12 protein-coding genes are annotated in these 13,053 nt (G+C 37.8%); all 12 read left to right on the plus strand.

Annotation, left to right across the window (positions count from 1 at the left end; translation table 11 throughout):
• Window positions 1-16: 16 nt before the first annotated feature.
• The 12 genes from CEF18_RS20825 to CEF18_RS20875 all read left to right on the plus strand — a co-directional run bounded on the left by CEF18_RS20825 (window position 17) and on the right by CEF18_RS20875 (window position 12,802).
• On the plus strand, window positions 17-937 hold the full coding sequence (locus CEF18_RS20825) for an NAD(P)/FAD-dependent oxidoreductase (protein ID WP_110938418.1): 921 nt from the start codon (window positions 17-19) through the stop codon (window positions 935-937).
• A 27-nt stretch (window positions 938-964) separates the two neighbouring features.
• Window positions 965-1,537: a class I SAM-dependent methyltransferase gene (locus CEF18_RS20830; protein WP_110938419.1), complete on the plus strand. Its 573-nt coding sequence runs from the start codon at window positions 965-967 to the stop codon at window positions 1,535-1,537.
• Window positions 1,538-1,558: 21 nt separating this feature from the next.
• Window positions 1,559-1,687 (plus strand): hypothetical protein, encoded by a 129-nt coding sequence (locus CEF18_RS26900; protein WP_263053816.1) that lies wholly within the window; start codon window positions 1,559-1,561, stop codon window positions 1,685-1,687.
• A gap of 424 nt (window positions 1,688-2,111) precedes the next feature.
• Entirely contained in the window at window positions 2,112-2,753 is a 642-nt protein-coding gene (locus CEF18_RS20835; protein WP_110938420.1) for a GntR family transcriptional regulator, read from the plus strand.
• Window positions 2,754-3,021: 268 nt separating this feature from the next.
• Window positions 3,022-3,915 carry a DUF6282 family protein gene (locus CEF18_RS20840; protein WP_110938421.1) on the plus strand — a complete coding sequence of 298 codons (894 nt, stop codon included), beginning with the start codon at window positions 3,022-3,024 and terminating at the stop codon, window positions 3,913-3,915.
• Between the two features lie 32 nt (window positions 3,916-3,947).
• Entirely contained in the window at window positions 3,948-4,676 is a 729-nt protein-coding gene (locus CEF18_RS20845) for a PIG-L deacetylase family protein (RefSeq protein WP_183040965.1), read from the plus strand.
• Entirely contained in the window at window positions 4,673-5,374 is a 702-nt protein-coding gene (locus CEF18_RS20850) for a 4-carboxy-4-hydroxy-2-oxoadipate aldolase/oxaloacetate decarboxylase (protein ID WP_223292418.1), read from the plus strand. The genes CEF18_RS20845 and CEF18_RS20850 overlap by 4 nt, the downstream gene beginning before the upstream one ends.
• Before the next feature lie 18 nt (window positions 5,375-5,392).
• The gene (locus CEF18_RS20855; protein ID WP_110938422.1) at window positions 5,393-6,370 is read left to right on the plus strand and encodes a TAXI family TRAP transporter solute-binding subunit; all 978 of its coding nucleotides are present in this window, start codon (window positions 5,393-5,395) and stop codon (window positions 6,368-6,370) included.
• 72 nt (window positions 6,371-6,442) lie between these two features.
• Window positions 6,443-7,321 carry an NAD(P)-dependent oxidoreductase gene (locus tag CEF18_RS20860; protein ID WP_110938423.1) on the plus strand — a complete coding sequence of 293 codons (879 nt, stop codon included), beginning with the start codon at window positions 6,443-6,445 and terminating at the stop codon, window positions 7,319-7,321.
• Between the two features lie 21 nt (window positions 7,322-7,342).
• Window positions 7,343-9,238 (plus strand): TRAP transporter permease, encoded by a 1,896-nt coding sequence (locus tag CEF18_RS20865; RefSeq protein WP_110938424.1) that lies wholly within the window; start codon window positions 7,343-7,345, stop codon window positions 9,236-9,238.
• 519 nt (window positions 9,239-9,757) lie between these two features.
• Entirely contained in the window at window positions 9,758-11,050 is a 1,293-nt protein-coding gene (locus CEF18_RS20870) for a prolyl oligopeptidase family serine peptidase (RefSeq protein WP_110938837.1), read from the plus strand.
• Between the two features lie 24 nt (window positions 11,051-11,074).
• Complete coding sequence (locus CEF18_RS20875) at window positions 11,075-12,802, plus strand: carboxylesterase/lipase family protein (RefSeq protein ID WP_110938425.1); 1,728 nt, start codon at window positions 11,075-11,077, stop codon at window positions 12,800-12,802.
• Window positions 12,803-13,053 lie beyond the last annotated feature (251 nt).

Raw genomic sequence — 13,053 nt, forward strand, 5'->3', positions numbered from 1 at the left:
TAAAGGAGTGGGCAGGATGATATTAGACTGCGCTGTGATTGGCGGAGGACCGGCTGGACTAAATGCTGCTTTGGTACTTGGAAGATCAAGACGTAAAACTATCCTGTTCGATGACAACAAACCCCGAAATTCGGTGACTTCCGAGTCCCACGGGTTTATTACAAGGGACGGTATACATCCGCAGGAATTCAAAAGGATTGCACAGGAAGAATTAAGCAGATATCCTGACGTGAGGATCGAAAAGCAACGGGTTCATCGTATCAATAAAGTAAGCCCCTTGTTCCAGGTGGAGACAGAAAATGGGGAAGTATACAGCGCGAAAAAGATCATTCTTGCAACCGGCTTTAAGGAAGTCCTTCCGGATATTCCGCGGGTGAAAGAATTCTATGGCAAGAGCCTGTTCAGCTGTCCTTTCTGTGATGGCTGGGAATTAAGAGATCGGGCGCTGGCAGTGATCGCAGATGATCAAAAGGCGTTTCATATGGCAAAAATGGTGTCCAACTGGACGAACGATTTAATTATTTTTACCAACGGAAGTAAAGTACTTTCGCTGGAAGAACAAGAATTGCTCAAAAGCAATGGCATCACTATTAACGAAAAAAAGATCGCCTCTTTTATTGGCGAAGAGGGGATGCTGGAGAAAATTCAGTTTGAAGATGAAACAGAAGTGCTCCGTGAAGGAGGGTTTATAGCTGCGGAATGGAAACAGGCAGCTTGCTTTCAATCCTCACTCGAATATACATTAAACGAGCAGGGAGGGATTGCAACTGACAGCTGGCAACGCACGAATACAGAAGGGGTGTTTGCTTGCGGAGACACGCGAATTGCCGGTCCCTCCCAATTAATTATTGCGGCGGGGGAAGGCTCTATGGCTGCCATGTCTGTGAACGCTGCACTGATAGAAGAAAAATTTAAGCCGGAGAAAAAGCACGTTTAAACAGCTGTTTAATAAAGGAGGATTTATATGCATCACCCACATGGTAAGCACAGCAAAGGAAAAGTATCGTACTTGGAAAGTCCCGAACGAAGAAAAGAATTCTCCCCGGAACAGCTGCTAAACATGATTCCCGTAAAAGAAACGGACAGCATGTTGGACTTTGGCGCTGGAACCGGTTATTTTTCCATCCCTGCGGCGAAAAGGATCAAGGGCAACGTATACGCAATGGATATCGACGCCGGCATGTTGGAAATAATAAACGAGAAAGCCTTGGAGGAACAGCTCACGAATATTGTCCCGGTGCAGGGAAGTATGGAAGCACTTCCTTTACCTGATGGCTCTATCGACGTGATCATTGCTTCTCTGGTGCTGCATGAAATTCAGCCACTGGCACCGTTGTTACAGCAAATGAAAAATGTACTGAAAAATGAAGGTTATCTAATTTGTCTGGAACTTGAACCAAAAGGAAGTTCCGAGAAAGCACCGAGAATTACTTTGGAAGGAATGGAGCGGGAAATGAAAGAAGCAGGATTCCAGGTCACAGAGAAATTTTTCCCGGCAGAATCTCTATACATGCTCGTTGCGCAGAATAAAGCATAGGTAAAGCATAGGGACGGTTCTGTGCTTCATTTGCACGCTTGGATGGCGGCGGTAGTAGCTGGTTTTTATGAGGTCATCGGAGCGGTAAAAGAAAACAGCAAAACTGCCATGCGTGAAGAATACACGCATGGCAGTTTTATAATGGTTTGAAGATATGGTGAAAGTTTGGTCAATTATCAAGGTTCAGGGATAATGAATACGGACATAAGAATGTATCACTTCACAATAAGATATGAATTGCCAAATGAACCTAAACCAATACGAAATAATTCAGGCGGTTGGTTATATAGGTTAAATGATTTAAAGGAAGCTATTGATTATGTACATACAATGAAAAAATCCAAAAATAAATAAATATATTGTTCAATACACGTACGTTTTTTGTCGAATTTTTGAGGACTACTGTTGTTTTTCCAAACATTTAGCAAAATAAATAGAATACCTGCGTCCAATTTTAGGCGATAGTAATTACATTCATTTTTAAAAGGTAGTTATGTTGCTTGATTGTTCAACAATATTGTAATATCATAATACTTAGATACAACTAAAAATTTTAAGTCATGGGGTTGTAGAGATGAGTAAACCAATGGAAACTGCCTATCAGTTTATTAAGACGAGAATACTAGATGGTACATATAAACCATCTCAAAAAGTAACTGAAACAGAATTATCGGAAGTAGTAGGAGTAAGTAGGAATACAGTGAAAAAAGCACTTCTGAAGCTCGAACAGGAGAATCTTGTTAATATAGAGAGTAACAAAGGAGCGTTTATTAAATCATTTACACTTGAAGAGGTTATGCATTATCTGGAAATCAGAGAAGTTCTCGAAGGGTTAGTCGCTAGGACAGCTGCTGAAAGTATAAGTGAAACTGACTTAATAAGAATGAAAGAGATATTAGATATGATGAGTGGTCATTTAAAAAATAATCGATATGATGAGTACTCAAGTTTAAATAAAGAGTTTCATAATGTCATTTATCAAGCTTCTAAGAATACACAAGCTGTTGAGATGATCAGTATAATTAAAAATCAACTGCTTAGACACCACTTTAGAACAATTTTAGTCCCGGGAAGAAATTTAAGTTCTTTTGAGGAGCATCAAAATATATATATGGCATTTAAATCTCGAGACAGGGAAAACGCAGAAAAATATATAAGAATCCATATAGCTAATGTAAGGAAAACAGTGAAGGATAACTTCACTTATTTAATATAAATAAGCGAAAGGTGAGGGAATCCTCACCTTTTTTTAAGTTGTAATTATGTTTTAACAGATAAGATGAACCCGCACCGTATCAAGAGAAACCTACCGTTGAAATACTAGGCTCGCATTAAATACATAGATAAAATTAATAGACAATTCGGAAAAAAGTAAAAGTTCAATTGACAAGGAAAACACATTAATATACAATGTTGTTAATCAAGATTGTTGAACAATATTGATTAAAAATACATTTCTTAAAAACAAGAAAGTAGGGATTGTTATGACTGCAAAAAGTGTTGAATTACTGAAAGGTGCCTATGATCTTCATGTACATAGTGGACCAGATGTAGTCGGTAGAAAACTTGATGACCTTGAAATGGCAGAGCGACTCGAAAAAGTTGGAATGAAGGGTTATGGAATTAAGTCACATTATTTTTGTACTGCGGAAAGAGCTAAGTTAGTTAATAAAGTATATCCAAATGTAAATCCGATTGGGGCAATTGCATTAAATAACTCGGTAGGCGGACTTAATCCGCTAGCAGTAGAACTTGCTGCGAGAGATGGTGCAAAAATCGTTTGGATGCCAACTGTTGATGCCACAAACGAGCAAGAGTATTTTAAAAAAGGAAATCATAAGAAACTCCCATTTTGGGCTAAATTACAAAAAGAGTTAATGGAACAGGGAAAAACACAATCAAGTATCTCTATTTTAGAAGGTAATCAGTTAAAGAAAGAAGCAATAGATGTATTAGATGTTATTAAGAACCATGATTTAATTCTTGCTACGGGTCATTTAGGTAAGGATGAAACATTTGCTTTAGTAAAGGCAGCCAGTGAGATGATGATAAGAAAAATTGTGATTACACATCCTAATTTTCCATCAACTAGGTATACAAAAGAAGAACAAAAAGAGCTCACAAATTTAGGTGCATACTTGGAGTTTTGCTTTACGACTCCTCACTCTGAAAAAACAACTTGGAGAGAAGTATATGAAGAAATAAAGTTCTCAGGTGCGGAAAATTGTATTCTATCTACTGATCTAGGACAACCGGCAGGAGTATTTCCGGATGAAGGATTGCAAATGTTTGTAGATAATTTACTGGAAAATGGTTTTAATGAAGATGAAATAAGACAAATGACCGTTAAAAATACTACATTTTTAGTAGAAGGATAAATTAATATAATAATAGATAGGAGAAGGATAAAATGATTGATAAAAATAGTAACTTGTTAGTTGTAAGCGCTCACGCGGCGGATTTTGTTTGGAGAGGCGGCGGTGTTATCGCCAAATACGCGAAACATGCAAATGTCTCGCTTGTTATTCTAAGCTATGGTGCTAGAGGAGAATCAAATGATCTTTGGAATATTGAAGGTCAAACGTTAGAAAATGTTAAAAAAGCCAGACATGAAGAGATTGAAGAAGCTGTGAAACAATTAGGAGTTACGGATTATGAGATCTGGGATTATGAAGATTATCATATGGAAATGAACTCTGAACGTATGGATAGACTAGTAAAAAAAATTCGAGAAGTAAAACCTACGGATATCTTAACTCATGGTCCAAAAGACGCCTTCAACCCTGATCATGAAGCCGTATCTAAATTCGTGTTTGAAGCGAGTGTTCTGTCTACGTCTAATGGGGTAAGATTAGATGGTTATGCAACTGCTAAACAAGCTCGGCTCTTTGGATTTGAACCCCACCAATCAGAAATTAGTGACTTTAAGCCAGAAGTCATTCTTGATATCACGGAAACCTATGAACAAAAAGAGGCGGCTATGAATTGTTTTGCCGCGCAACCACATCTAATCGACTATTATGGATCAAGAGCTAAACTTAGAGGAAACCATGCAAGAAGGTGTTCTGGAGAGAAAGAGTATCGATATGCAGAAGCTTTTACTAGATTTTTTCCATATGTCGGAGGGGAGTTTATATGATGGATAAGTTCGTAGTTAAAACTATTGAGAGAGCAAACCAAAATATGATAGATGAATATAAGGAATTAGATGTATCTACTGTATATGAAGCGCAGGGAAAAGTGGGCTTAATTAGTCGGGAGATTCGACCATTGCAAGAGGGGGCATTCATATGTGGACCTGCTGTCACAGTAGTTTGTTATGCCGGGGATAACTTAATGATTCATGCTGCGATTGAGGTGTGTCAACCAGGAGATATTCTTGTGGTAACTACGATTGGTGATAGTAGTGCTGGAATGATTGGGGAATTAATTGTTATGGCTCTTCAAAAAAGAGGAGTTCAAGGTTTAATTATGGATGCCGGTGTTAGGGATGTTTCAAGAATAAAGGAGTTAGGATTCCCAGTTTGGTCAAAAGCGATCTCTTCTGAAGGAACAACTAAAAACAGAGGGGGAGCCGTCAATTCTGATGCGGTTTTAGGAGGATGCTTCATCCAGCCAGGAGATCTTATACTTGCAGATGATGATGGGATTGTTAATGTGAAGAAGTCAGATATAGATTCATCATTGGAACTCTCCAAATATAGATTACAAAAAGAAGAAAGAACCAAAGAGAAGATTAGAAGAGGTGAGTTAAGTCTGGATTTTCACGGCTTAAGAGAAGTATTAGATCAAGAAAATGTCGTTTATTACAATTCGGTTCATGAGTTAGTAAAGTAACAATATGGGAGGATTATCATGAAAATTCTAAAACATTTTAATACCATAGTACTGTCAGTTGCGATGTTATCTTTATTTGTTGCATGTGGTTCTGAAGAGGGAAGCAGCGCAAGCAGTGATGCCCCTCTTGTTATTGGAACGGGAGGATCCTCTGGAACGTATTACGCAGTAGGTGCTGGGATGTCACAGGTTATAAATAATAATTCCGAAAAATTGAATACGGTTTCACAAGGGACGAACGGGGCTACTGAAAATGTACGTCTACTAAAATCGGGTGAAATTCAAGTAGGATTTGGGAACTGGGACGCTTTGTATTTTGGTAACAATGGCGGCGGACCATTTGAAGGTGAGGAGCAAGGAACTTTATCTTTGATGAACCTTTATCTAAGTGGTGGACAAATGGTTGTAGATGCATCATCTGATATTGAAAGCTTTGACGATTTAAGAGGTAAAAGTATTAATTTAGGGCCACCTGGTTCCACTATTACAGATATGTCCATAATAATGTTGGAGGCACATGGGATTGATCATGAAGAAGATATTAACCCTTACTATTTAGATTTTGCTGAAGGTGGAAGAATGCTTGGAGATGGTGACCTTGATGCTACATTCTATGTTTCGGGTATTCCAACAGCCGGAGTTATTGATTTATCATCAAGTTCGGAAATAAGAATGATTTCTCTAGATGATTCAATAAGTGATGATATTATTGAACAATACCCTTATTATAATAAGTTAACTATACCGGCTGGAACTTATAGTGGTATTGACTATGATGTTGAAACATTGCAGTTATGGACATCATTAATGGTTAGTGAAGATATGTCAGATGATGTTGCTTATGAAATTGTTAGTACGTTACTTGAAAATCTTGATAAATTTAAAGAAGTCCATAATGTAGGTGAGGATTTCTCTTTGGAAAATGCAGTTGAATCGCCTATATCAATTCATCCAGGTGCTGAAAAGTATTATAAAGAAAAAGGTGTACTAGAATAATAATGCCTTGGATGGACGTCAAACACTTTATTATAAATGAATAGATTATAATCAGTAAATGGAGGAATTAGCATGAAAATAGGGTTTATTGGCTTCGGGGAAGCGGCCTATCATATAACTAGGGGTCTCCTGACCGAAGGAATCAAAGATATTCGTGCATTTGATATCAATGTAGACCATCCATCCTTGGGATTCGTTATTAAAAATAGAGTTGAAGAGTTGGGCATCACTTTAGACAAATCACTAGAGAACCTTATTAAAAATAGTGATGTGGTTATTTGTGCAACAAGTGCTAAATACGCAATAAAAATAGCAAAAGAGGCTGCTGAATTTTTAACAAATAGTATGATTTATGTCGACATGAATGCAACGTCACCGATGGTACAAAAAGAAATTGAAGAAATTACTCAGGATCGATGTAAATTTGTTGATGCTGCAGTTGTGGAATCTATCCCCACCTTTCAGCACAAGGTTCCTATTTTAGTAAGTGGAAGTGGAGCAGATGAATTTATCGAGATTAGTAAGAAATACGGGATGGATGTTTTAAAAATAAGTGACGAAGCTGGCAGTGCATCAGCAATTAAAGTTGCTCGCAGCACATTTATGAAAGGGCTTACAACCCTATTGATCGAAAGTTTGGTAATTAGTAAAAAATATAACGTTGACAATTTTATCATGGAATCTCTAAATAACACGCTAACAGGAAAGCATTTGACAATTACTGCAAAAAATTTGTTGACTAGAACTGCTTTACATGCGGAAAGAAGAGTGGCAGAAATGGATGATGTCATCAAAACTTTGGAAGAATCCGATGTAAATGCTTTAATGTCACATGCTACGAAAGCAAAACTGAGTTACATTGCAGAAATGAAATTAAATGAACACTTTAATTTTGAAGAGCCTAAAGATTACGGGGACGTAGTAGAAGCGATCATTAAATTAGATAAGTAACAACAGAAAGGGGGAAGGAATATGGAGAAAAGCACAGACTTAAAGGGTAATACATTTTTCACAGTAGAAAGGTGTATTTTATTTCTAGCAATTTCATTGGCTATATTTCATTTATATACGGCATCCTTTGGTATTTTACCTGGGTACTTTCAATCAGCCGTGCACTGGGCGTTAGTTGCAAGTGTTATATTCTTAGTTAAACCATTAAAATTCAGGTATTCAAAATATATTGACGTTTCTTTAATTTTGATTAGTTGGTATATTTCATACTATTTAATTACTGTTCAAAAAGAACTAGTTATGAGAGCGGGGGCCTATACTGATTTAGAGGTACTGTTAGGAATTTTGGCAATTCTTATCGGACTTGAAGCGGGGCGAAGAACAGTTGGACTTATTCTCCCTTTATTCTGTCTAGCTTTTCTTCTGTATGCTTTGTTTGGAAGTTACTTTCCTGGGATGTTACAAACAGCAAATTTCTCTATGACTAGAATCGCACCATACTTGTATACCGGAAGTGACGGATTATATGGCCAAATCATTCTAGTGTCAGCACAGTTTATCTTTTTATTCTTGCTGTTTGGTGCAGTTTTGAAATTAACAGGTGCCGGGACTTTCTTTGTTGATTTGGCTTATTCAGTTGCAGGTAAAGTTTCAGGTGGACCGGCTCAAGCAGCTATTCTTTCTAGTATGTTGATGGGAACAGTAAATGGAAGCGGTGCCGCAAATGTTGTGACCACAGGAACATTTACGATTCCGCTAATGAAAAAAGTAGGATTTAAACCCAAATTTGCAGGTGCAGTTGAAGCAGTTGCATCAAATGGGGGGCAAATTATGCCTCCTGTTATGGGCGCTGTTGCATTTTTAATGGCTGAAATTACAGGAATGCCATATACCGATATTCTAAAAGCTGCATTAATTCCTGCTATCCTGTATTTTGTTACACTTTCGAGTTGTGTTTACTTAATTGCAAAGAAGAACAATTTCAAGGGATTACAGAAAAGTGAATTACCTAGTTTTAGAAAAACATTATTTGCGGGCTGGTTATATTTGCTACCTTTATTTATCCTAGTTATTTTATTAGTACAAGGATTTAGTCCACAAAGATCGGCTTTCTTCTCTATTATCTTGGCTTTCATCATTGGCTTCATTAAAGACCGTAAAAATATGAAGCTACCGAATATCATCTCTGCATTGCGAGATGCGGCTACTGGTATTATGCCTATTGCTGCCGCGTGTTTACTAGCTGGAGTTATTATGGGTGTTATTCAATTAACAGGATTAGGTATTAAAATCAGTGGAATTTTAGAAGCAGTAGCTGGAGGAAACTTACTATATGCATTAGTGTTAACGATGCTTACAAGTATCATATTAGGTATGGGATTACCTACTTCAGCAGCGTATTTAATTCTTGCTGTATTGGTTGCTCCGGCACTTGTGAACATGGGTATTCCACTAATAGCGGCTCACTTGTTCATTCTATATTTTGGGGCTCTTTCGACCATCACGCCACCAGTTGCCTTGTCGGTATTTGGAGCAGCAGGAATAGCGGGCTCCAATGTTTGGGAGACGGGAATTGAATCCGTGAAACTTGCCTCTGCTGGGTTTATTATTCCGTTTATCTTTGCTTATAATGATGTGTTATTGTTAAATGGATCTTTAAGTGAAGTAAGCTTCTCTGTAGCTACAGCATTAATAGGATGCTTAAGTTTATCTGTTGCTGTCACAGGTTGGTGCATTAAAACAATTGGTTTTGTTAGAAGAGTGCTTTTCCTAGTTGGAGCAATCTTTCTAATTATTCCTTCACCGTTTTATTGGAGCTTAATTGGATTTGTTATGGTATCGATGATCATAGCAACCATAATTTTAAGTACTAATAAAAGTAATTCATACCCACTTTCTAAAGCTGAAAGTGTTTGACCGATCGGAAGCATAGGGACGGTTCTCTGCTTCATTTACAAGGTTTATCAAAGTGCCGTCCTGGCGGAATGATGTGATAGCTGCTCAATACTTTGATCTATAGGATGTTGAGTGATTTGTTAACAAATCACTCAACATAATAAACAATGAAAGAGACTTTTGATTCGTTTTCCAAAGTCTCTTACTATATTTAATGTAGTCATTCTATCATTTCAGGCAAACAGGGCACCAAGTCCTAGGAGATAGAATTTGCTCCTAGTCCCTTTGTTTCAGAGGTTACTTTATATTATTCTGAATATTATAAAAATACAGATAATAGTTAAAAAAGTGCTATTAATACCACTCTTTTTCTACTAACTAACGTGCTACACTAATCTTTGAAAGCGTTTCCTTTTTAATGTGAGAGGGGATGATCTATTAGAAAAACTTATGCCGCTGTGTTTCCAGAACTCGAAAAGGTATTTAGTTGATTAAAATACTGAGGAGGTATGTATCGTGCAAAAAAATGTTACATTTTTTATGCCATTTCTTTTAGTTGTTGCTTTCATGTTTTCTTTTAGTTTGAGTGTAACTGCAAGTGGAGTCTCAGAAAAAACTCCAACTTATCGTACAGTGATAGAAATTGAAGACTGGGGTGCAGTGGTTACAAAAGTAATCGTAGATTTAGGTAAACCTATTCCTGCAGGTTCTGTGACTGAAGATACTTTTAAAGTACATGTATCAAGAAGTGATGAGCGAATGGATAATCCTTTGATAGAAGAAGGTTATCGTAACGTTACAGAAGCATATGTTGCTGACAAAGATGGAAACCCTATTGATAAAGGAAGGAACAAATATGCGGTACTAGAATTAGAGATTGCCCCTACCGATTCATTAGGATCAGCACTGAATTATTATAACCGATTCAACGATTGGGTGGATTATGAATATACGATTACACAAAAGGAAGACATCGTTGTAAATCCCGGAAAAAAGGGGACTCTCCAAAAACTAGTTATTGACAAGTTCACAGGAGAGACAAGAGAGCTTGTTGATGATTTCTCAACGGGCGAGGCAACTTACGGTGATATAACGTTACCATATGCAGACTTTACTCCAGCAAAAGATAAGAAGAAAAATCCGTTAATTATTTGGTTGCATGGAGGTGGTGAAGGTGGTACAGATCCAACAATTCCACTTTCCGCAAATAAAGCAGCCGCTTTTGCATCAGATTCCGTTCAAGATATTTATGGAGGAGCTTATGTATTAGCACCTCAATCTAATACTAGATGGATGGATGGTGAAACTTACTATAAAGATGGAACTTCTATCTATGAGGAAGCAGTGTTCTCTTTAATTCAAGACCATGTAGCGAACAATCCGGATATTGATCCAAATAGGATCTATATTGGTGGAGCTTCAAACGGTGGATATCTTACTATGTTGATGATCCGTGATTATCCTGAATACTTTGCTGCTGCATTCCCGGTTTGTGAAGGTTTATTCGATTATCTTATTACAGACCAAGATATTCAACATATGATTCAAACTCCAACTTGGTTTGTTCACGCTAAAAATGATCCTACTTTACCACCACAAGATTACTCTCTATTAACCTATGATCGTATGATTGAAGCTGGTGCAGACAACGTTCATTTCTCATTATTTGATGATGTACGTGATACATCAGGTTTATATACAAATGATGATGGAACACCATATCAGTATAATGGTCACTGGTCTTGGATCTATTTATATAATAATGAAGCTACTGCAACAGTTGACGGTGTTGAAGCAACTATCATGGAATGGATGGCTTCAAAATCAAAATAACTATTAAGATGAAGGAGGAAAAAAATGAGGCTTAATAGAGTAGTAGGCATATGCGTAACCTGTATCCTAACCTTTTCGGTTATGCTGTCACCTTTTGAAGGAGCAGTAAAAGCTGAAAGTGGAGAACCTGTTGATATCGTCTCTGTGGAAGGTGGATTGGTAAAAGGGGTAGGCACTGATGTGGATGGTGTGCAGTTGTTTAAGGGAATCCCTTTTGCTGGTTCCACAGCAGGTGAGAATCGTTGGAAAGAGCCCCAACCAGTTGAACCTTGGGAGGGTGTAAAGTTGGCTGATACTTGGGGTGACCAATCTATGCAAGATGTGACTATCAACCCTGTCGGAACCTTCTGGGGCGATGAGTTTTATTTTGATGATTCCTTTTCACCCGATGCGAGTGAAAATGGGTTGAATTTAAACGTGTACACTCCTGCAAACACCGTTAACGACAACCTTCCAGTACTTGTATGGATACACGGTGGGGGAAATGATCATGGACATGCTTCTGAAATGGAGTTTTATGCCTCAAAACTAGCTGAAAAAGAAGTTATCGTTGTTGAGGTACAATATCGATTGAGTATGTTCGGCTTCTTGGCACTATCAGAATTGTCAGAGGAAAGTGAACATGGCGTATCTGGTAACTATGCAATCCTAGACTTAGTAAAGTCTTTGAAATGGGTAAATCAACATATCGATGGCTTTGGAGGAAATCCTGAAGAAGTTACTATTGCGGGTCAATCTGCAGGCGCTAGAAACGTTACTCAACTTCTAAGAACACCTTTAGCTGAAGGATTGTTCAATAAGGCGATTATACAAAGCGGTACTCAAGGATTCATGCCTATTGGTTTTCCATCTTTGGCAGAGAAAGAGGCTGCCGATAAAGAGATGATTACAGAAGCTTTCGGTAAAGAAATGACATTGGAAGAATTAAGAGCTTTACCAGCTGAATATTTTATGAACACTAAAACCGCGGATGGCAGCGAAACGTTATTTAATGCATTAAATACACGTGGAACTGTGCTGGATGGTTATGTATTTACAGAAGAATCCATTGACCTTATGAAAGATGGGGCTTTAGATGGCGTGGATATCATGATCGGAGGTACTTCCGATGAGAGAACATCACTGGTGAGTGGTCCATCTACTATGTCACTGGAAGATTTTGACCAAACAATGGGGGAAACCTACGGGAAAAGTTATGTGAAGTCATATAAACCATCAGATCCTGTAGAAGCTTATGACTTATTTTTACGCTCACAAAGCGATATGCGCTTCCAAAGATACATGGTTTCGACGTTATATGCTAAAGTTCATAATGAAGACACCAACATATATAATTATTACTTTAACCACGCACCACCAGGAAGAAATTCAGAATTCTATGGTTCCTACCATTCTTCTGATTTATGGTATTTCTTTAATTCAATGAGAGATGTAGAAGGGCAGAGAGAATGGACACCTGCCGATTACACTATGGGAGACATTATGTCTTCTTACTATGCAAATTTTGTGAAAAATGGTAATCCAAACGGAGAAAGTCTTCCTAAGTGGGACGAAGTAGATTCGTCACCAAAAGGTTCATTTATTAGATTCTTTGATGGAAAAGCAGAATCTGTTACGGAGACACCTTATCCATTAAGAGATAATCTTAATCGAAAGCTGATCCTGGATGATGAAGGAATCAGTCCAGCAGATTTAAAAAACAATCAAAATAATAGTTCCGGATCATTTTCACCAGCTAGATTTCAAAAATAAACGATAGAAGCATGGAAGCATAGGGACGGTTCTGTGCATCATTTACACAGCTTAAGTAATGGCCGATAGCCGCTGTTTTTTTAAGCGGTTATCGGTGGAGTAATGGAATACGTAGCAACCTGGCCATGCGTGAAGAAGAACACTTCACGCATGGCCAGGTTTGTATTTGTTAGCATTTAGCCAGGTAACCACATCCTTAATTTGATATCTCGAATATTTAACCATTGTAAATCCAAAAATAACGAACCTTG

This window comes from Salipaludibacillus neizhouensis, assembly GCF_002886185.1.
GTDB classification, from domain to species: domain Bacteria; phylum Bacillota; class Bacilli; order Bacillales; family Salisediminibacteriaceae; genus Salipaludibacillus; species Salipaludibacillus neizhouensis.